Source organism: Streptomyces sp. NPDC001348 (assembly GCF_053597535.1).
The window spans coordinates 14,900-34,044 of sequence record NZ_JBSFIK010000048.1 but is presented as its reverse complement, the minus strand read 5'-3'; the positions used below and the strand labels follow the sequence as shown (position 1 = coordinate 34,044).

At 72.1% G+C, this 19,145-nt stretch carries 17 protein-coding genes; 6 read left to right on the top strand and 11 right to left on the bottom strand.

All coding sequences use genetic code 11. From position 1 onward, the window contains the following. The first annotated feature begins 6 nt into the window (after positions 1–6). Both ACWC21_RS35225 and ACWC21_RS35220 read left to right on the top strand, forming a co-directional pair. A complete protein-coding gene (locus ACWC21_RS35225) occupies positions 7–591 on the top strand; it encodes a TetR/AcrR family transcriptional regulator (RefSeq protein ID WP_450887960.1) in 585 nt (194 codons plus the stop codon). Continuing rightward, entirely contained in the window at positions 584–1,270 is a 687-nt protein-coding gene (locus ACWC21_RS35220; RefSeq protein ID WP_450887958.1) for an alpha/beta fold hydrolase, read from the top strand. Before ACWC21_RS35225 ends, ACWC21_RS35220 begins: the two co-directional genes overlap by 8 nt. Positions 1,271–1,278: 8 nt before the next feature. On the opposite strand, the gene ACWC21_RS35215 is transcribed toward ACWC21_RS35220, so the two are convergent. From ACWC21_RS35215 to ACWC21_RS35195, 5 genes are all read right to left on the bottom strand, one after another. Further along, positions 1,279–2,034 carry an isocitrate lyase/PEP mutase family protein gene (locus ACWC21_RS35215; protein ID WP_450887956.1) on the bottom strand — a complete coding sequence of 252 codons (756 nt, stop codon included), beginning with the start codon at positions 2,032–2,034 and terminating at the stop codon, positions 1,279–1,281. Further along, complete coding sequence (locus ACWC21_RS35210; protein WP_450887954.1) at positions 2,031–2,513, bottom strand: hypothetical protein; 483 nt, start codon at positions 2,511–2,513, stop codon at positions 2,031–2,033. The genes ACWC21_RS35215 and ACWC21_RS35210 overlap by 4 nt, the downstream gene beginning before the upstream one ends. A gap of 60 nt (positions 2,514–2,573) precedes the next feature. Then, positions 2,574–2,942, bottom strand: a complete 369-nt coding sequence (locus ACWC21_RS35205) for a VOC family protein (protein ID WP_450887952.1) — start codon at positions 2,940–2,942, stop codon at positions 2,574–2,576. A 103-nt stretch (positions 2,943–3,045) separates the two neighbouring features. Next, the gene (locus ACWC21_RS35200) at positions 3,046–4,755 is read right to left on the bottom strand and encodes a DUF2264 domain-containing protein (protein WP_450887951.1); all 1,710 of its coding nucleotides are present in this window, start codon (positions 4,753–4,755) and stop codon (positions 3,046–3,048) included. A 68-nt stretch (positions 4,756–4,823) separates the two neighbouring features. Continuing rightward, positions 4,824–5,879 carry a rhamnogalacturonan acetylesterase gene (locus tag ACWC21_RS35195; RefSeq protein WP_450887949.1) on the bottom strand — a complete coding sequence of 352 codons (1,056 nt, stop codon included), beginning with the start codon at positions 5,877–5,879 and terminating at the stop codon, positions 4,824–4,826. Between the two features lie 189 nt (positions 5,880–6,068). Between ACWC21_RS35195 and ACWC21_RS35190 the strand changes: the two genes are divergently transcribed. Then, on the top strand, positions 6,069–7,757 hold the full coding sequence (locus ACWC21_RS35190; protein ID WP_450887947.1) for a rhamnogalacturonan lyase B N-terminal domain-containing protein: 1,689 nt from the start codon (positions 6,069–6,071) through the stop codon (positions 7,755–7,757). 10 nt (positions 7,758–7,767) lie between these two features. On the opposite strand, the gene ACWC21_RS35185 is transcribed toward ACWC21_RS35190, so the two are convergent. Then, positions 7,768–9,180, bottom strand: coding sequence for an RICIN domain-containing protein (locus ACWC21_RS35185; protein WP_450887945.1), 1,413 nt, complete (start codon positions 9,178–9,180; stop codon positions 7,768–7,770). A gap of 7 nt (positions 9,181–9,187) precedes the next feature. Beyond that, on the bottom strand, positions 9,188–10,255 hold the full coding sequence (locus ACWC21_RS35180; RefSeq protein WP_450887943.1) for a glycoside hydrolase family 43 protein: 1,068 nt from the start codon (positions 10,253–10,255) through the stop codon (positions 9,188–9,190). A gap of 268 nt (positions 10,256–10,523) precedes the next feature. Between ACWC21_RS35180 and ACWC21_RS35175 the strand changes: the two genes are divergently transcribed. Next, a complete protein-coding gene (locus tag ACWC21_RS35175; RefSeq protein WP_450888019.1) occupies positions 10,524–12,563 on the top strand; it encodes an autotransporter in 2,040 nt (679 codons plus the stop codon). 60 nt (positions 12,564–12,623) lie between these two features. On the opposite strand, the gene ACWC21_RS35170 is transcribed toward ACWC21_RS35175, so the two are convergent. Then, positions 12,624–13,994, bottom strand: a complete 1,371-nt coding sequence (locus ACWC21_RS35170) for an amino acid permease (RefSeq protein ID WP_450887941.1) — start codon at positions 13,992–13,994, stop codon at positions 12,624–12,626. A 125-nt stretch (positions 13,995–14,119) separates the two neighbouring features. On the opposite strand from ACWC21_RS35170, the gene mmuM reads away from it, so the two are divergent. Next, on the top strand, positions 14,120–15,046 hold the full coding sequence (mmuM, locus tag ACWC21_RS35165; RefSeq protein WP_450887939.1) for a homocysteine S-methyltransferase: 927 nt from the start codon (positions 14,120–14,122) through the stop codon (positions 15,044–15,046). A gap of 121 nt (positions 15,047–15,167) precedes the next feature. Here mmuM and ACWC21_RS35160 read toward each other — a convergent pair whose 3' ends face one another. Next, complete coding sequence (locus ACWC21_RS35160; protein WP_450887937.1) at positions 15,168–16,733, bottom strand: carboxylesterase/lipase family protein; 1,566 nt, start codon at positions 16,731–16,733, stop codon at positions 15,168–15,170. Between the two features lie 335 nt (positions 16,734–17,068). Here ACWC21_RS35160 and ACWC21_RS35155 point away from each other — a divergent pair, with 335 nt between their 5' ends. Beyond that, positions 17,069–18,118, top strand: a complete 1,050-nt coding sequence (locus ACWC21_RS35155) for a LacI family DNA-binding transcriptional regulator (protein ID WP_450888017.1) — start codon at positions 17,069–17,071, stop codon at positions 18,116–18,118. Between the two features lie 66 nt (positions 18,119–18,184). On the opposite strand, the gene ACWC21_RS35150 is transcribed toward ACWC21_RS35155, so the two are convergent. Further along, positions 18,185–18,442 carry a hypothetical protein gene (locus tag ACWC21_RS35150; protein WP_450887935.1) on the bottom strand — a complete coding sequence of 86 codons (258 nt, stop codon included), beginning with the start codon at positions 18,440–18,442 and terminating at the stop codon, positions 18,185–18,187. Beyond that, positions 18,439–19,145 (bottom strand): isocitrate lyase/PEP mutase family protein (locus ACWC21_RS35145; RefSeq protein WP_450887934.1); only part of this gene is annotated, 707 nt, incomplete at its 5' end. The genes ACWC21_RS35150 and ACWC21_RS35145, both read right to left, overlap by 4 nt.

Genomic DNA, 19,145 nt, shown 5'->3' with positions numbered 1-19,145 from the left:
TGGCCCATGGTCCGGGCCGGAGTCACCGTCGACCGTCTTGTCGCGGCGGCGGCCGAACTCGCCGACGAGGTCGGCTTCGAGAACGTCACCCTGTCCGCGCTGGCCCGCCGCTTCGGGGTGAAGGACGCGAGCCTGTACTCGCACGTGAAGAACCTGCAGGACCTGCGGACCCGGCTCGCGCTGTACGCGGGCGCCGAGATGGTCGAGCGGATCGCGGCGGCCGTGGCCGGCCGGGCCGGGAAGGACGCGCTGGTCGCCTTCGCGGGGGCGTACCGGGAGTACGCCCTCGAGCGGCCCGGCCGGTACGCGGCCACCCAGATCCGCATCGACCAGGAGCTCATCGCCGGCACCCCGGCCCTGCGCCGCACCGCCGAGGTCACCTACGGCATGCTCCGCGCCTACGGTCTCGACGAGCCGGACCTCACCGACGCCGTACGCCTGTTGCGCAGCACCTTCCACGGCTACTGCGTCCTGGAGTCCACCGGCGGCTTCGGCGCCTCCCGTGACGTGCAGGCCTCCTGGGAGCGGGCTGTCGACGCCCTGCACATCGCCCTCGCGCACTGGCCCCGGGAGAAGGACCGCCATGACTGAGCCGCACTACGACGTCGCCGGCAACGGCCCCGTCCTGCTGGTCGTCCCCGGCGGGGCCGGGCATCCGATGGGACTCGGTCCGGTCACCGAGCGGCTGGCCGAGCGGTTCACGGTGGTGACGTACGACCCGCTCGGTCTGGCCCACGGGCGGCTCGGCCGGCCGGTCGCGGACCAGCGCGTGGCGGACTGGAGCGAGGGGGCGCACGCCGTGCTGGAGGAGGTGCTCGCGGCGAACGAGTCCGCGTACGTCCTCGGGATGAGCTCGGGCGGGATCGCGGTCCTCGACCTGCTCGCCCGGCACCCCGGGCGGCTGCGGCACGTGGTCGCGCACGAACCGCCGTGCGTGACACTGCTGCCGGACGGGACGGAGCAGCGTACCCGGCTGGTCGAGGGGATGCGGGCGGGACAGGCGTCGGCCGAGGGGCCCATGGCCGTGTTCCTCGCCCACGTACTGGAGCCGTTCTCCGCGTACGCGCCGGCCTTCACCGCCTCCCCCGGCCGCCTCACCGTGGCCGCCGGGGCCGGATCCCGGGGCCAGGTCCTGTACGACACCGCCGCGTCGGTGGCCGAGCGCACCCGCGGGACCTTCACCGAGTTCCCCGGCGGGCACCTCGGCGCACTCACCCATCCCGTGGCGTTCGCCGACCGGGTCACCGGGACGCTCGTCCCGTCCTGCTGAGGGCGCGGTCAGCGCGGCCGGCGCCCCAGCGCCTGTACGTCTTCGTACGAGGGTGCCGTGCCGTTCGGTGCCCGGCCGCCGCGGATGTCGGCCATCGCGTCCAGCGCGGCGCCCAGTGCCCGGCGGTAGAGCAGGGAACCGAGGCTGACGCGGCTCACTCCCAGGTCGGCGAGGTGGGCGACGGTGGGCCCGGCCGGGGAGTAGAGGATGTTGAGGGGGACGTCGAGGTGCCGGACCAGCTCGGTGATCGCCCGCGGGTCGGTCAGTCCGGGGACGAACACCCCGTCGGCACCGGCTTGCCGGTAGGCGTCCAGGCGGGGCAGTGTCCCTTCCCCCTCGCCCAGCCAGTACGTGTCCGTGCGCGCGTTCACGAAGAGACCGGGGGCGGCCGACTTCACGGCCGCGATCTTCGCCGCGTGCCGGTCGGACGGACCGTCGCCGTCCTCGAGGTTGATGCCGACGGCGCCCACGGCCCACAGCTCGCGTGCCAGTTCCCCCACCTCGTCGGGGTCGTCGCTGAAACCGCCCTCGGCGTCCACGGACAGCAGGAACGGCTCGGCGCCGAGGGCCAGGGCGAGCCGCAGGGTCTCCTCTCGGGTCGCGGCGGCGCCGTCGGGCAGTCCCGCCGCCGCCGCGACACCGAGGCTGGTGGTGCCGATCGCGGGGAAGCCCCGGGCCGCGAGGGCCACCGCCGAGGCGTGGTCCCAGGCGTTCGGCACAAGCAGGGGTTCGCCCGGGCGGTGGAGTGCGGCGAACGCCGTCACGACAGGTCGCCCACGGCGTCGGCGTAGTACGTGGACCCGGAGAGGTGGCGGGCGAGTTCGCGGAAGCTCCAGCCCTCTCCGGGCGAGGCGTCGAGCTGCTCGACGGTCAGTGCGTCCAGGCGGTGCGCCCAGATCCTGGCGAGGCGGGTGAGGCGGCTGCGGGCCTCGTCGAGGTCCTCGGCCGTGAAGGGCGCGAGGTCGGCCGCGGTGGTGACGGCGGAGGCGTGCCAGTGGTCGGGCTGCGGCTCGGCGCCCGCCAGCCGGGACTCCAGTTCGGCCAGGTGGTCGACCAGGTGGTCGGCCACCCGGCGGATCGCCTTGTGCGGGGTGTAGACGCGGTCGTCGATGTGGGCGAGCGTGCCGTCCCACGCGGTCCAGGTGGCGGCCAGCGCGAGCACGTGGTCGACCATGGCGGTGACGGACCGCGCGGGGGTGTCGGGTGTCGCGTCGGGTGTCGTGTCGGGTGCGGTGTCGGTCATGCCCCGAACGCTAGGCACACATCTCTTCGGTTCCCGCCGAAGTGTGCGCGCCGACGGGGCCTACTGCGCGCGCTCCCCCGCGCTGCGCTCCACGCAGAACTCGTTCCCCTCGGGATCGACCAGGACCGCCCAGCCGCTGCCGTCCGGCTTGCGGTGGTCGTCGACCAGCTTGGCGCCGAGGGCGAGCAGCCGTTCGACCTCCGCGTCACGGGTGCGGTCCTGCGGCTGGACGTCGAGGTGGACCCGGCTCTTGACGTTCTCGGCGTCAGGCACGGTGACGAAGAGCATCCCCGCGCCCTCGATCAATGCCTCCTCGTCACCCGGGTGGTCGTCCTCGTGCAGGGGCAGTTCGAGCACCTGGGACCAGAAGGTGGCGAGCGCGTAGGCGTCGGCGCAGTGGACCGTGATGTGACGGATTCTGGAAGTCATGGGCCCGGATTCTCGCGGAAGTCCGGGAAAAGGCAGAACGATTTTCGCAAGGCCTCCCGGCCCGGCGGCCACCGAAGGCCAAGACATCCGTACACCGCCGGGCTCACCGGGGCGTGACCGACCATGCCGGCCCTGCGGATCGCCCGTCCGGCGCACGGAAGCGGAAGGCCCTGGACGGGCCCGCCGCCCAGTGGACCACCACCCCGTGATCCTGCCGCGTCTCCACGGTCACCAGTTCCGTGAGGGGCCGGGGATCCGGCTCGGCGGTGAGACGGGCGAGGGCGACGAAGAGCGTGGCCCCCTCGCCCGTCACGCCCTCGAGCTCCTCCGACAGCCCGGCGGCGGCGGTGAGTTCGGCCCGTACGCCCTCCGGAGCCGCCCAGCCCGTCATCCGCACCGGCGTGCCGGGAGCCGCCCCCGCCACCAGATGCGCCCGCACCTCGACCGCTCCCTCGGCCACCACCAGACTGGTGACCGTGATCCCGTCCCGGACGGTGTGCCGGGACGCCGCCCAGCCGTCACCGACGCCCAGTGGCACGATGTCCGTACGGCCCGGATCACCGTCGACGATCACGCTGTTGTCGTACGAGGCCGCGGGCGCCGTCGCCGTCGAGTACGCCAGCCGCGTGTAGTACGGGTCGTAACGGACGTCCTCGCTGCCGTGGTTGTGAAGGCGCACCAGACCGTCGGAACGCGTCGACTGGAGCAGCCAGTTGGGGGCGGCGAGCGGGGTCACCTCGTCCGCACGCTCCGCCGGCCCCGGTTCCTCGGCCACCGTCCACACCGGGTGCTCGGGCGGCAGGAGCAGGCCGAGGAAGCCCTTGCTCGCCCAGTAGGGGGAGGCGGGGCCGGAATAGCCCTGCAGCACCGCCTCGTCGGGGCCGTGCCAGCCGAGGGTCAGCAGGCCCCGCTCGTCGACCGCGCCCCGTTCGAGGAAGTACTTCAGCGCGCCCGAGGCCAGCCGTCGCGTCTCCCCCGGCGTCAGCGGCGTACGCCCGGTCAGCGCGCCCAGCCACAGCGGGGCCGTCGTCGCGAAACGGTAGGTCAGGGAGCGGCCCTGGTGCATCGGGGCGCCGTCGGCGCCGAACAGGCGGGCGTAGTCGGCGAGATGGGTCTCGAGCCGGCCGCCGTAGAGGTCGAGCAGGCCGGGGTCGCCGGCGAGCCAGGCGTGCAGCACCGGGTAGAGGTGCATCGCCCAGCCGTTGTAGTAGTCGAACTTGCGGCCGTCGCCGTCGGTGTACCAGCCGTCGCCGACGTACCACTGCTCGATGCGTTCCAGGCCGTGGTCGATCGCCTTGCGCGCGGCGTCGGCCTCGTGGCCGATGTCCGCGAGGAAGCCGCCGACGGTGACCGGGAACAGCTCCCAGTTGCACGGCCAGGGTTCGGCGGTGAGCGCGTCGGCGAGCCAGGCCGCCGCCCGCTGCCGTACGGCGTCGTCCAGCCGGTCCCACAGCAGGGGACGGGTCAGGCGCAGCGCGAGCGCGATCGAGGCGGCCTCGACCAGGGGCTGGCCGCGGTCCTCGATGCGGGGCCAGATGCCCGCGGTGCCCGCGGCGAGCCCGTCGGCGTAGCGGCCGAGCGCGTTCTCGTCGCGGCGGAAGGCCGCCAGCAGGAGGGTGCGGGCGTAGCCCTCCAGACCGTCGGAGAGGCGTCCGGACCAGCTCGCGCGCTCGCCGGGCAGGTGGTACAGCGCGCGGTCGGCGGTGGCGTACGGCTGCACCGCGGCGAGCAGGGCGTCGGCGGCGGCCTCCCAGTGCGCGCGGCCGTAGCCGGTGCGGGGGCTGAGGGAGCGGTCGTCGGCGGGCAGGTGCATCAGGTTCCTTCCAGGGGCCCGAGGGGCTGGGCCTGGGACGCGCCGGTTGCGGTCGGGGCGTCCCAGGGTCACTGTCCCACCCGCACCCTGTCCTTGGGGACCAGGTGCTGGGCGAGGAGTTCGTCGCGGACCAGGCCGGCGTAGAGCGTGGCACCGTGCACGGAGGTGTGCGTGTTGTCCTTCTTCTCGTTGTACAGGTACAGCGCCTTGGAGCCCTCCACGCCCAGTGACTCCACCAGCGCCTTGGTCTTCGCGGTGAGGTCGACCAGCGGGACGTGCTCGGCGGCGGCGACCTGGCGGATCACCTCGGGGTGGTTGACGCCGAGGCCGTTGACGAGGAGCGCGGTGTCGTTGTTCAGGGTGCCGTCGGAGTTGAACCAGCGGCGCACGATCGGGGTGACCAGGACCGGCCGGCCGCCCTTCTCGCGCACGCCCGACACCAGTGTCTCCAGGTTCGCCCGGTAGGTCGCCTCGTCCGTCGTCTTGTCGTTGTGGGCGAGTTGGACCAGGACCAGGTCGCCGGGGCGGATCAGCGGCTGGACCGCGCCCCACAGCCGGGGGTTCTGCAGATAGGTGACCGTGCTTTCCCCGGAGTCGGCGTAATTGGCGACGGACAGGCCCTTGCCGAGGTACTGCGGGAGCTGCTGGCCCCAGCCGGAGTACGGGTCGGCGGGCTGGTCGCAGACGGTGGAGTCGCCGATGAGGAGGATCTGGCGGGGGTGCCTGGCGGGGGTCACCCGGATACCGGCGAGCGCGGGTGCCGAGCCGCCGAACGCGAGGTCGAGGCCGGGGGTGCCGTCGGCGCCGGTCGGCTCGCCCTCCGGGGTGCGGACGTCGACGGTGAAGGCGCGGGTGACGCGTTCCCCGGCGGCGACGGAGGTCTCGGGCAGCAGAGCGCGCCGGGTCTCGCCGCTGATCGCCGTGCTGGAGGCGGTCTCGCCACCGAGGACGACCCTCACGTCGTAGTCGCCGGGCGGGACGTCGAAGTGGCAGGCGGTGGCGGTGCAGTTGGCGATGCCGAGGGGCGGCTGCCGGTCATGGGCGTGGGCGGGCGTGGCCGACAGCACGGCCGTCAGGGTCGTCGCCGCGAGCGCGGCCGTACGCACACCGGTGAAACGTCTCACTCCTGGCTCCTCCGTCACGGCGACTTACCTGGCGGCTGGACCGTACCGCTCCTCGCAAGCGCTTTCTAGACCCCCGGCGATTTTCCCGAGACAGCCGACTGCCTCTCGGTGAAAGCCCTTTCGCGAAATCGATTCAACTGTCACTCTGCCAGACACCCGCACCCCCACACCTGTGAAGGAGGCACCCCCATGTCCGGATCCGTGCACAGACCGGTCGGACGCCGTACCTTCGTACTCGGCACGGCGGTGGCCGCCGGTTCGGCCGCCCTCGCCGGTCCGCTCGCGCCCTCCGCGTCGGCCGCGTCGGCCGCGAGTTTCGGCTACCGCGACGACGGCTCCGACTACGTCGTCGACACCGGCGCCAACCTGGTCTTCAAGGTCAGCAAGACCAACGGCGACCTGACGTCGCTGGTCTACCGCGGCACGGAGTACCAGGGCTACGGCGGCAAGAACTCGCACGTGGAGTCCGGCCTCGGCACCTCCACGGTGACCGTCAGGCAGTCGGCGACGACGATCCTCATCTCGGTCGCCCACGGCACGCTCAAGCACTACTACGCCGCCCGCAGCGGCGAGAACAACATCTACCTGTGGACCAACAAGGCCGACTCCTCGGTCAGCGCCACCCGGTACATCGTGCGCGTCAAGGCCGGCCTGTTCCCCAACGACCAGCCCGACTCGTACACGTACACCACCAGCACCGTCGAAGCCTCGGACGTGTTCGCGAAGTCCGACGGACAGACCCGCTCGAAGCACTACTCGAAGCTGCGGGTGATGGACTACGACTACATCGGCTGGGCCGGCGGCGGCGTCGGCCTGTGGATGGTGCGCAGCAACCACGAGAAGGCTTCCGGCGGCCCGTTCTACCGCTCGCTGCTGCGCCACCAGAGCGCGGACGGAGGCGGCCTGTACGAGATCCTGTACTACGGCGAGAACCAGACGGAGGCCGAGCGCTACGGTCTCCAGGGCCCCTACGTCATCGCCTTCACAGACGGCGGGGCGCCCTCCTCCGCGCTGTTCCCGGGGACTCTGACCACCTCCTGGGCGGACTCGCTGGGCATCTCCGGATACGTGCCGGCGAGCGGCCGGGGCCGGGTGGCCGGTGTCGGCATCTCCGGGCGGAACACGGCGTACCCGTACACCGTGGGGCTCGCGAACTCGGCGGCGCAGTACTGGGGGTCGGCGCGGGCGTCGGACGGCTACTTCTCGGTCGGCGGTGTACTGCCGGGTGTATACACGCTGACTGTCTACAAAGGCGAGCTGGCGGTGTACAGCACATCGGTGACGGTGTCCGCCGGTGCGACGACGACCCTGAACACCATCACCGTCCCGTCGTCCAACGACCCGGGCAACGCGAGCGCGATCTGGCGGATCGGCGACTGGAACGGCACACCGAGCGGCTTCAAGAACGCGGACCTGATGACGTACGCGCATCCGTCCGACGTGCGCGCCGCGCCCTGGACCGGCAACGTGGTGATCGGCAGCGGCACGGAGACCTCGGCGTTCCCCTGCTACCTGTGGAAGGACGTCAACAGCGGCATCATCGTCTACTTCAAGCTGACGGCCGCGCAGGCCGCCGCCGCGCACACCCTGCGCATCGGCGTGACGACGGCCTACGCCAACGGGCGCCCCCAGGTCGTCGTCAACGACACCTGGACGTCGGCCGTCCCCTCGCCGCCCGCCCAGCCGAGCACCCGGTCGCTGACCGTGGGCTCGTACCGGGGCAACAACCACACGTATCTCTACAGCGTCCCGGCATCCGCCTGGCTGACGGACACCGGCGCGTACAACACACTGAAGATCCACGTGGCGAGCGGCTCGGGGTCGACGTCCTACCTCAGCGCGGGCACGTCGATCGACGCGATCGACCTGCTGGCCTGAGCCGCCGGTGTCATGACCCGCGCGTCCACTGCTGGTTGGTGCCGCCGTTGCAGGTGTACGTGATGATCGCGGCGGAGTTGGCGGTGGACGCGCCGGACACGTCCAGGCACGCGCCGGTCGCACGCGACCTGACGTTCACGTAGGAGCCGGAGGTGGTCAGCGACCACTGCTGGCCGGTGGCCGTGCCGCTGCAGTCCTCCTGGGTGACGGCAGCGGCGTTCTCCTGCACACACAGGGAACTGCTCCTGACCACGAGCTGGTAGTAGCCGCTGCCCGACGACTTGAACCAGTACTTCTGGTTGTTGCCGCCGTTGCAGTCGTACTGCTTGATCTGGGCGCCCCGCCACAGCGACTGACCGGTCACGTCGGCGCACCTGCCGCTGTGCCGTGCGATCAGCGTGTTGTAGGTGGCGCTGGTCCCGCCGACCGTACCGGCGGCCGTGTCGACGGTGACCTCCGGGTACCAGGACATGGTCATCGAGGTGGAGGTCGGGAAGGTCAGCGGCAGCCACACGTAGCGGGAGTCGTCGACCGTGCCGCCGAAGGAGTCACCCCAGCGGTCACCCATGTAGAGGTACGACGTGCCGGACGTCCCCTGTACGGGAAGAACGTATGCGGTCTGCGATCCGTAGGCCGTCGAGTCGCCGACGTTCCTCATCGAGGTCCACGGGCCGGCGAGGGAGGTGGCGGTGGCGTACTGCTGCTGGTTGGGACTCCACCCGGTGGCGCCCGAAGTGACCATGAAGTAGACGCCGTCCCGTTTGAACAGGGCGGGTGCCTCGCGGTGTCCGCCCGGCCACGGGTTGGCCACCAGGCTCGCGATGCCGGTGTAGTCGGCGGTCAGTCTGTAGATGTGCAGGTCGTAGTTCTCGTTGGCGGCGGAGACCATGTAGGCCGTGCCGTCCGTGTCGACGAAGGTGGTGATGTCCCGGGACATGTAGGAGCCGAGCGGACGGAAGCTGCCCTTGTAGGTGTACGTCCCGTCGACCGTGTCGGAGACGGCGACGGCCGCGCGGGCCTCGCTGTAGTCGGTGCCGTTCTCCTTGTGCATCCACATCACGAACTTGCCGGTCGACGCGTTGTAGACGACCTTCGGCCGCTCGATGTAGGCGGTGCCCAGCTCCGAGGCGCTGGACCGGCTCAGGACGTGGTTCCTGAACTCCCAGTTCTTCAGGTCGGTGGAGCGGTAGGCGTCCACGTACCTGAAGGTGTTGTCGGAGTTGCGGTCCTCGCCGAACCAGTAGTAGTAGGAGCCGACCTTGATGACTCCGCCGCCGTGGGCGTGCACGGCGTTGCCCGAAGTGTCCGTGAACTGCGTGCCGTTGGTGATCGTCTGGGGCGCGGCCTGGGCGGGCCCGGCGGTCGCCAGTGCCGTGGCGAGGGCGCAGCACAGGACAAGGAGGATCGCGTAAGCGCGTCTCATCTCGGGATCACTCCTTCACGCCGTCGGCGACGGGCACCCCGAAGTCCGGGGTGCCGTCCGGCTTCCAGCCGAACTTCTGGATCCGGGTGTGGCGGTTGGGGTCGTTCAGCGGGTCGCCGGTGATCTCCTTGTACTGGCGGGCGTGGTAGACGAGGACGTCGGTGTGCCCGTCCTCGGCGACCGTGAAGCAGTTGTGGCCGGGGCCGTACTGCTTGGTGGTGTCGTTGCTGGTGAAGACCGGGTGAGGCGACTTGGACCAGCTCGAAGGGTCCATCAGGTCACTGTCGGCGTCTGCGGTGAGCATGCCGACGCAGTAGTGGTAGTCGGTGGCGCTGGCGGAGTAGGTGAGGAACAGGCGGCCGTTGCGCGCCAGGACGTACGGGCCCTCGTTGACCCTGTAGCCGACGCACTCCCAGTCGTACTCCGGGGTGGAGAGCCGGATCTGGGGACCGGTGAGGGTCCAGGGGTCGGACATCTCCGACAGCCACAGCGCGGTGTTGTTGTCCATGCCGGGCTCGTGCTGGGCCCAGGCGAGGTAACGGCTGCCGCGGTGGGTGAAGGTGGTGGCGTCCAGGGAGAAGGTCTCCCATGCCGTCTTGATCTGACCCCTCTCCACCCAGGTGCCCTTGAACGGGTCGCGGTTCGCGTTCTCCAGGACCCAGATGCGGATGGCCCACACGTCCTCGGCGGGCGCGGAGGCGAAGTAGACGTACCACTTGCCGTCGATGCGGTGCAGTTCCGGCGCCCAGATGTGGGCGCTCATCGGGCCGGTGGTGTGTGCCCGCCAGATCACCGACTCGGCGGCGGTGGAGAGGCCGCCCAGGGTGCGCGAGCGACGCAGGACGATGCGGTCGTACTCGGGCACGGTGGCCGTGAAGTAGTAGGAGCCGTCGGTGTGGCGGGTGATGTGCGGGTCCGCGCGCTGCGGGACGAGGGGGTTGACGTACGGGGCCGCCTTGCGGTGGGCGGCAGCGGCGGGCGCGCCGGACGCGGCGGCCAGGAAGGCGCCGGCTGCGGCGCCCTTCAGCACCACCCTGCGGCTGGGCACTCGGGGCAGGTCGTGATCGCGGCTCATGCGGACTGCCTCTCTCGGTGGGGGACGGAGGGGACGGTGACGAACTGTTCGACATGGCGAACGGCATTTGTCATTACGAACGCCGAAAAGGTAAGGGTGAGTCACCGGGAGGTCAACGGGTCCGACGGGACTGGGTGGTAAGCGATTTCTGCGGGTGGTGCGCAGCGAATTTCTGTTATCCCTCCACGGCCATGGGCGTCTCCGCAGCGTGCACAGCCATCTCCACACCACAGCAGCGGCCGCCGGCGCCCTGGCGGCCGTCGTCCTCATGGTCGGCGCTCCCCCGGCCGCGGCCGGCCCCCGGGACGCCACAGCCGACGTCCTCGCGGACCGGGACGTCACGCTCGGCGGCGACACGGTGGTCACCGTGCCCGCCGGGACCACGACGTACCACGGCGTCTTCCGCGGCGAGGGCACCCTCACCGTGCGCGGCAGCGGAACGCTGATCCTCACCAGGGACAGCGACTTCACACTGCCCGGGTCCCGGCAGCGGCAGACCGTGCGCACGCAGGGCGGCAACCACCCGTACGTCACGGTCAGCCGTCCCGACCCGCCGGCGATCACGGTCGAGCGCGGTGCGACCCTGCAGTACGGCGACGGCGGCACGACCGGGCTGATCGGCCACTTTCCCTACAACACCCCGGCGTTCCGCCTCAACCAGGACAACATCCGGGTCGACGGCACCCTGCGGCTGTCCCTCACGAGCGCCTACAACCTGGGCACCATCAGCGGCTCCGGGCTGATCACCCAGCCGAGGTTCCTCTGGGGCACCTGGGACCTCTCCGGCGCCCACCCCTTCTCCGGAGTGATCGACAACGGCACGCAGCTGAACGCCGGACGACCGGAGTACGCGACCTCGCTGCCGAACGTGCGCAAGGTCCTCAACCAGGGCACCTGGACCGTGGACACCCCGCTGGGCCAGACCGTCACCATGGGGATGGACTTCTACCAGCGCGAGTACGGCAGCGACATCAACGTGCAGTCCCGGCCGGGCAGCAAGGTCGTCCTCACCGGCCAGTACAGCTGGTCGGACCGGGGCGGCGACACCGACCCCGCGCTGAGCGACCCGGCCCTGAACTGGACGCCCGCACGGAAGAACGTCAACAAGCGCGGCACCAACATCAAGGGTGCGAACGTCCAGTGGGGCGACGGCACCACGAACAAGATCTTCATGCCGGGCACCGCCGAGACCGTCTACATCAATCTGCTGGCCGCCCGGTCCCGTTCACTGCTGACGTTCGACTACAACGGGCCCGTGACGCTGGGCGCCCCCATCGGCGGGGGCAGGTTCCACGACACGCTGGCCGCCCCCGGCGCCGGCGACATCGTCGTCAAGGGCACGAAGGGCAACGACGTCACCTTCGCAGCCGTCCAGTACTACAACGGTTCGACGACCGTCGAGAAGAACGCCGTGCTGCGACTGGGCAACGGCAGGTCCGGCGGCGACGGTGGACTGTACACGAAGGGCGACCTGTACAAGATCGTCGACAATGGTGCACTGGTACTGAACAACAGGAGCAGGGCTCTGGCGCTGTCCCGGATCAGCGGCAGCGGCTCCCTCACCCAGTCCGGCACCGCGACCACCACGCTCATGGGCCGCGCGGTGACGTACACGGGCCCCACGACCGTCACCAGGGGCACCCTGGCGCTGCGCTCCGGAGCGACCCTCACGCACAGCAGGGCCGTCAAGCTGGCGTCGGGCGCACGGCTGGACCCGGGCGCCCCGGGCCTGCGGGTGGCGACCGCGCTCACCGGCAAGGGCACGGTGAAGGGTTCGGTGACCAACGACGGACTGGTGGTCGGCGGACTGACGGTGACCGGGGACTACACCCAGCATGCGAAGGCCGAACTGGTCGTCCGGGGCGAGCCGTTGAAGGTGGCGGGCAGCCTGCGGCTGGCCGGGGCCCTCGACATGGCAGCTGCCGGAACCTCCCCCGCCCGGAAGATCACCCTGATCGACCACACGGGTCACGCACGGACCAGCGGCACCTTCGACGGGCTGGGTGAAGGGGACCGGCTCAAACTCGCCGACACCGTCTACCGGATCAGCTACCGGGGCGGCGACGGCAACGACGTCGTCCTGACGGCCGCCTCCGCCGGTTCCGGCCCGTCCGTCCGTCCCGAGGCGGCGAAGCCCGCCGGCGGCCCGGCCGCGGTCGGCACCCGCGACACGAGCGCCACCGCCGAGGGTTTCGGCTGGTGGCCGTACGTCCTCGCGCTCGGCCTGCTGGGCGGGCTGGTGTTCCCGGCGGGCCTGCGCGCCCGGCGCGGTGGCCGACGCGGCGGCGGACGGCACGCGGCACACTGAGGCTCGGCGCCGGGCTGTGCGGGCCGCTCCCGCCGGGCTGTGCGGGCCGCTCCCGCCGGGCTATGCGGGCCGCTCCGCCGGCTCGCGGCGGCCGCGCAGCCACACGTACACCGGGATGCCCGCGAAGAGGAACAGCACGCCCTGGTAGACGGCGGCGTAACCGGCACCCGCGATCAGCCAGAAGGAGAAGGCGAAGGACAGGGCGGCGACGATCAGGTCCCGGGTGAGACCGGCCGGACGAACCCGGTCGCGGGTGCCGCGGGCCAGCCAGTACAACTGGGCCGCCGCCGACAGCAGGTACGGCACGCAGCCGGTGAAGGTGGTGATGAGGACGAGGACGCGGAAGGTGGTGTCCGGGCCCGCCGTGTAGTTGAGGGCGATCAGGAGCGTGCCGAGGACCGCGCAGGCCCACACGCCGAAACCGGGCACCCCGCCCCTGCCGATCCTGGCGAAGGAGGCCGGGAAGAGACCGTCGCGGGCGGCGGCGTACGGCATCTGCGCCGCCATCAGGATCCAGCCGTTGAGGCAGCCGGTGATGGAGACGACCGCCACCACGGCGATCGCGGTGCCGCCCCAGTGGCCGCCCGTGATCGCGTTCACGGCGTCGGCGAAGGGCGCTCCCGAGTTCACCAGCCGGTCGTGCGGGACCAGGCCGAAGACGGCGACCGTGCCGAGCAGGTAGACGAGGGCGGAGCCGAGGGTGCCGAGGACGCTCGCGCGGCCGACCGTGCGCTCCGGGTCGTCGACCTCGCCCGCGCTGACCGCGGCCGACTCCACACCGAGGAAGCTGTAGAGCAGCAGCGCGGCGGAGGCGGCGACGGCACCCGGGACGCTGTCACCGGAGGCGTTGAACGGGCCGAAGTTGTCGGTGTCGACGAAGAACAGGCCGACGGTGGCGACCAGCAGCAGGGGTACGAACTTCAGGATGGTGGATACGATCTGCACCGCGCCGACCCAGCGGGTCCCGGCGAAGTTCGCCGCCGCCGGGAGCCAGAGCGCGGCGAGGGCGACGAGGCCCTCCGCCAGGTGGTTGCCGTGCAGGGGTACGAGGACGTCGACATAGCCGACCACGGCGACCGCGAGGGCGGCGATGCTGACCCAGCACATCGTCCAGTACGACCACGCCGACAGGAAGCCCGCGAACGGGCCGAAGGCGTCGCGTGGATACACGTACAGCCCTCCGGTGACCGGGCTGCGCCGGGCCAGCCTGCCGAAGAGCAGGGCGAGCAGCACGGCCGCGACGGACAGGACGAGGAAGGCGAGCAGGCTGACCGTGCCGTACGGGGCGACGGTCGCGGGCAGCGCGAAGATGCCGCCGCCGATGATGTTGCCCATGACGAGGGCGGTGGCGGCGGTCAGGCCGAAGGCGCGACGGCGCGGAGCCGGGGAGAGCTCCGGCCGGGTGGTCCCGGTGGGACTGGGGGAAGTCATGGCGGTTCCGGGGTGGCAGGTGCGGGGAGGTGCGTGATCGTAACCCGGCATCCCACATGGTGGGCCATCTGTTCACGTAGTGGACACACTCGGCTGTGCGGGTCCTGGTGGACTAGCGTCGGGGCATGACCAGCGACACCCCTCCCCCGCTCGCCGAAGGACTCGCCGCCGGCACCGTCGTGCTCGACGGCGGCATGTCCAACCAACTCGAGTCCGCCGGGCACGACCTGAGCGACGAGCTGTGGTCGGCACGGCTGCTCGCCGAACGGCCCGAGGCGGTCACCGAGGCGCACCTCGCCTACTTCGAGGCGGGCGCGAACGTGGCGATCACCGCGAGCTACCAGGCGACCTTCGAGGGCTTCGCGAAGCGCGGGACCGGCCGGGAGGAGGCGGCCCGGCTGCTCGCGCTGAGCGTGGAACTGGCCCGGGAGGCGGCCCGGCGAGCCCACGCCGAGGGAGTCGGGCGCCCGCTGTGGGTGGCGGCTTCCGTCGGCCCGTACGGGGCGATGCTCGCGGACGGCTCCGAGTACCGGGGCCGGTACGGGCTGAGCGTGGCGGAACTGGAGCGCTTCCACCGGCCCCGCCTGGAGGTGCTGGCGGCGGCCGGCCCCGATGTACTGGCCCTGGAGACGGTTCCGGACGCGGACGAGGCGGCGGCGCTGCTGCGGGCGGTACGCGGACTGGATACACCCGCCTGGCTTTCGTACACCGTCGACGGTGGTCGTACCCGAGCCGGACAGCCCCTGGAGGAGGCGTTCGCCCTGGCCGCCGACGCCGACGAGGTGATCGCGGTCGGCGTCAACTGCTGCGCGCCCGAGGATGTGGAGCACGCGATCGAGACCGCCGTCCGGGTGACCGGCAAGCCGGTGGTGGTGTACCCCAACAGCGGCGAGGCCTGGGACGCCGGGGCCCGGGCGTGGAACGGCCGCGCCAGCTTCACCGCCGAGCAGGTCGAAGCGTGGCGGGGGGCGGGCGCGCGGCTGATCGGCGGCTGCTGCCGGGTGGGTCCGCAGGCGATCACGTCGATCGCGCGGGCGGTGCACGCGGCCTGACCGGGCCTGTCGTACGATCCCACGCACCCGCGGGGTGCCGGACCCGGCGTGGAACCGTGGTGGCGAAGCCGGCGGGCGCGGCGGACCGCTGACGGCCCGACCGCGGCGGTCCGCCGGCGGGTCAGTGCAGGCGGGCGCCGATCGACCGGCGCAGTCGGCGCACCGTCGCCGCGAGTTCCGCGCTGCGGGCGGCGTGTGCGCCGTCGACGGGATCCGGTGCGCGGTCGGCGATCGACCAGAGACCGACCTCGGAATCCAGTGGACCGTATGCGGTATACGGTTCGCCGTCGCCGAGGATCCGGACCGGACGGGCGGCGTCCCAGGCCTCCCACCCCGGGTCCCCGTCGGTCACGAACCGCACCCATGCCGCGTGCATCGTGTCGCACAGCTCCTGCGGCGCGCCCTCGCCGGCGAGCCGCGCGGACTCGGGCACGTCCCCGGTGTCGAAGACGAAGCCGAGCTCCAGCCCGTGGCAGGCGCCGAGCCCGGGCAGGTTGGAGGGCCAGGCGAACTCGTAGACGTACGAGGACGCGGGGCGGGCGTCGGCCAGGCGGTGCAACGGGGCACGCAGGAGGTGGTCGGTGACCATCTGGCCGACGAGCTCGGCGGGCGAGGCCTCCGGGTGCAGGGCTCGGTATCCGCGCGGCACCTCGTGGCCGCAGTGGCAGCGGGCCATGGCACCGGCCAGGGCGACCGCGCCCAGCCGGTCGACGTGCTCCACGAGCCCGCCCGGCACCAGCCACAGCCGGTACTCGTCGCGGGTCCAGCCCATGAGGAGGTCGACGCCCCGCGCGGTGTCGCCGTCGACGAGGGCCCGCAGCGGATCGCGGGGAACGAGGTCGCCGTCGACGACGATGCCGAAGGCCGGGCCGCCCAGCACCGGGCTGCTGAGCCGTCCCACCTCGGCCTGGGTGCGCAGCAGCAGCTCCCGGTCGACGGCGGCGAAGGCCTCGGCCGTGGCGGGGATCTTCAGCCGGTTCGCCATCCGGCGCACCATGCGCCGCACCTTGTCGCGTTCGGAGGCCTCCGGGGCCCCGCTCTGCAGCACGGCCCGTCGCACCAGCCCCTGCGCCTGTGGTGCGGCGAGCAGGGCGCCGGCGCTGATGGCCCCGGCCGACTGCCCGGCCAGGGTCACCCGTCCGGGGTCCCCGCCGAAGGCCTCGATCGCGGCGTGCACCCAGCGCAGGGCGGCCAGCTGGTCGCGCAGCCCGGGGTTCGGGGGCGCGTCCGGGAACAGACCGTAGCCCTCCACTCCCAGTCGGTAGTTGACCGAGACGAGGACGACGCCGTCGCGCGCGAAGGCACGCCCGTCGTACACCGGAACGGCCGACGATCCCCTGGTCAGGGCGCCGCCGTGCAGCCACACCAGCACGGGGAGCCGGGCCCCGGGGCCCGGCTCGGGGGTCCACACGTTGAGGTTGAGGCAGTCGTCGCCGGGTACGACCGGGTCGGACAGGTACTTCGCGAACGCTTCCGAGTACGGCGGTTTCGGCGCCGTGGGACCGAACGCGACCGCCTCGCGCACCCCGTCCCAGGAGTCGGGCGGCCGGGGCGGGCGGAACCGGCGGGGGCCGAAGGGCGGGGCGGCGTACGGGATGCCGCGGAAGACGGCGATCCCGTGTTCGTACGTGCCGCGCACCGCTCCGTACGGTGTTGTGACCACGGGGCCCGTCCGGTCAGCCGTCATGTGCCACCAGCCCTTCGCGGCGCTCCTGCACCGGTAACACCACAGCACCACATCAGTGCCGGGTATTCCGCTGCACGAGCCGGTGAGGGGGCTGTTCGGCGTACATCGGCGTGCCGAAGCCGACTGATCGTGAACCCCGCCGGTCGAGTCGCCCGCTGTTCGAAGTTTCGAAAGTTCCGCCCGCTGTGATCCCGTGAATTCCCATGTCTTCCCGCCGTGTTGACACGCACCTAAGGTAGGAAGCGCTTTCTGCCCGGTCGGTGCCCGGGCCTCGGAAGCAGCGTTGGTCGCAACTTTCGATGGCCCTCGGGCGGGCCGGGGAGGCGGGTTCGACGATGGTCCGTACGGGGAGCGCGAGCGTGGCGGCCGGTCCGACGCTGGCCGTGGTGGCCCGCGAGGCGGGAGTGTCGGTGCCGACCGCGTCGAAGGTGGTCAACGGCCGGGAGGACGTGGCGCCGGAGACCCGCCGCCGGGTCACCGAGGCGCTGGACCGGCTCGGCTACGTCCGCAGGCCCCGCTTCGACGCGGCGAAGGTACCCGGCCTGGTCGATCTGGTGGTGCACTCGCTGGACAGTTCCTGGTCGGGCGCGGTGCTGCACGGTGTGGAGGAGGCGGCGCACGAGGTGGGCCTCGAGGTGGTGGTCTCCGCCGGGCTGAACCGGACCCGGGGCGGCCGCCCGGAGCGGGGCTGGCTGGACAAGCTCACCGCACGTGGGTCGTCCGGGGTGCTGTTCAATCTGGCGGAGCTGTCGCCTGCGCAGTACGCCTGGCTCGACCAGCACCGCATTCCGTACGTGATGATCGACCCGGTGCACGAACTCCCGCCGGGTGTGGTCTCGGTGGGGGCGCAGAACTGGCAGGGCGGGGTGACGGCGACCGAGCATCTGCTGGGGCTCGGTCATGAGCGCGTCGCCGTGATCGCGGGGCACCGGCGCACGATGTGCAGCAGCGCGCGGGTGGCCGGGTACCGCTCGGCGCTGGCGTCGGCCGGGGTGCGGCAGCGTGCCGAGTACGTCCGTCACGCGGGCTTCGACGAGAGCACCGCCCGGCTGCACACGCATGAGCTGCTGGATCTGCCCGCACCGCCGACGGCCCTGTTCGTCTGCTCGGACCGGATGGCGCTCGGGGCGTACGCGGCGCTGGCCGAACGGGGTCTGCGGGTGCCGGACGACATCAGCGTGGTCGGCTTCGACGACCTGCCCGAGTCCCGCTGGGTCGCCCCGGCGCTGACCACGGTCCGCCAGCCGCTGTCGGAGATGGCGGCGGCGGCCCTCAGACTGCTGGTGCGGATGATGCACGGCGAACGCCCGGAGGGGACACGCACGGAGCTGTCGACACGGTTGGTGCTGCGGGAGAGCACGGCAGCGCCGTCCGGGGCGTCCTGAGCGCGGAGCGGAGACGGCCGGGCACCTCCCGCACGGGGTGCCCGGCCGTCGTCTGCCGTGGGCCGCTCAGTCGTGGCCGGGGCGGCGGCCGGCGCCGACGATGGCCTCCATGAGGTCGACGGCGCTGCCGTCGTGGTCGCTGCCGGCGGTGCCGCTGCCGGTCGAGACGTTGCCGGTGCGGTCGACCTCCAGGATCGAGTCGGCGTGCGAGTTGTCGATGACGGTGACCAGACCCCCGTTCGCGGCGGCGGACGGGGCGGCGGCCCCGAGGAGGGCCGCCGCGAGTGCCGTCGCCGTGCGGAGGCGGGATGCCGTGCGGCTCACACGCCCACGCCCTCGGGGGCCGGCCGGTGGCGGGCGATGTTCCGTTCCAGCAGGCGGGTGGCTGCCTCGACGCCGACCCCGCCGGCGGTGTCCACCTCGGGCAGCCGGCCGTCGGCCGCCTTCAGGCCGGCGAGTGCGGAGTCCATCGCCGCGTGTGCGGCGAACAGACACGGTGTGCTGTAGATCGCGACGTCGACGCCCAGGTCGGAGAGTTCGCTCAGCGACAGGCGCGGTGACTTGCCGCCGGCGATCTGGTTGAACAGCAGCGGCTTGTCGCCGACGACCTCGCGGATCCTGCGGATCCACGCCACGCTGCGCACCCCGTCGACCAGGACGACGTCGGCGTCGGTGGCGGCCAGCCGCTCGGCCCGGTGCAGGATGTCGTGCTCGTCGGTGGCGTCCGTACGGGCCACCACCACCAGGTCCTGCCGGGTGGCGAGGACCTTCTCCAGCTTCTCCAGGTACTCGTCCAGCGGCAGCACCTGCTTGCCGTCGGCGTGCCCGCAGCGGCGGGGGCGCTTCTGGTCCTCGAGGATGACACCGGAGGCGCCGATCCGTTCCAGGCCCTCGACCACGTGACAGGCCACCTCCGGATCGACGTACCCGTCGTCGATGTCGACCAGCAGGTGGTGGTGCGGGAACGCGCCCCGCAGCCGCTGGACGAACGCGAGCATGTCCGGCCAGGCGATGAACCCGATGTCCG

Bases quoted from the DNA above. Each gene is read 5' to 3' on its own strand.
- ACWC21_RS35210 (WP_450887954.1), bottom strand. From the start codon at position 2,513: ATGACCGACACCGCACCCGACACGACACCCGACGCGACACCCGACACC.
- ACWC21_RS35225 (WP_450887960.1), top strand. From the start codon at position 7: ATGGTCCGGGCCGGAGTCACCGTCGACCGTCTTGTCGCGGCGGCGGCC.
- ACWC21_RS35190 (WP_450887947.1), top strand. From the start codon at position 6,069: ATGTCCGGATCCGTGCACAGACCGGTCGGACGCCGTACCTTCGTACTC.
- ACWC21_RS35185 (WP_450887945.1), bottom strand. From the start codon at position 9,180: ATGAGACGCGCTTACGCGATCCTCCTTGTCCTGTGCTGCGCCCTCGCC.
- ACWC21_RS35160 (WP_450887937.1), bottom strand. From the start codon at position 16,733: ATGACGGCTGACCGGACGGGCCCCGTGGTCACAACACCGTACGGAGCG.
- ACWC21_RS35180 (WP_450887943.1), bottom strand. From the start codon at position 10,255: ATGAGCCGCGATCACGACCTGCCCCGAGTGCCCAGCCGCAGGGTGGTG.
- ACWC21_RS35220 (WP_450887958.1), top strand. From the start codon at position 584: ATGACTGAGCCGCACTACGACGTCGCCGGCAACGGCCCCGTCCTGCTG.
- ACWC21_RS35175 (WP_450888019.1), top strand. From the start codon at position 10,524: ATGGTCGGCGCTCCCCCGGCCGCGGCCGGCCCCCGGGACGCCACAGCC.
- ACWC21_RS35170 (WP_450887941.1), bottom strand. From the start codon at position 13,994: ATGACTTCCCCCAGTCCCACCGGGACCACCCGGCCGGAGCTCTCCCCG.
- ACWC21_RS35200 (WP_450887951.1), bottom strand. From the start codon at position 4,755: ATGCACCTGCCCGCCGACGACCGCTCCCTCAGCCCCCGCACCGGCTAC.
- ACWC21_RS35155 (WP_450888017.1), top strand. From the start codon at position 17,069: ATGGTCCGTACGGGGAGCGCGAGCGTGGCGGCCGGTCCGACGCTGGCC.
- mmuM (WP_450887939.1), top strand. From the start codon at position 14,120: ATGACCAGCGACACCCCTCCCCCGCTCGCCGAAGGACTCGCCGCCGGC.
- ACWC21_RS35205 (WP_450887952.1), bottom strand. From the start codon at position 2,942: ATGACTTCCAGAATCCGTCACATCACGGTCCACTGCGCCGACGCCTAC.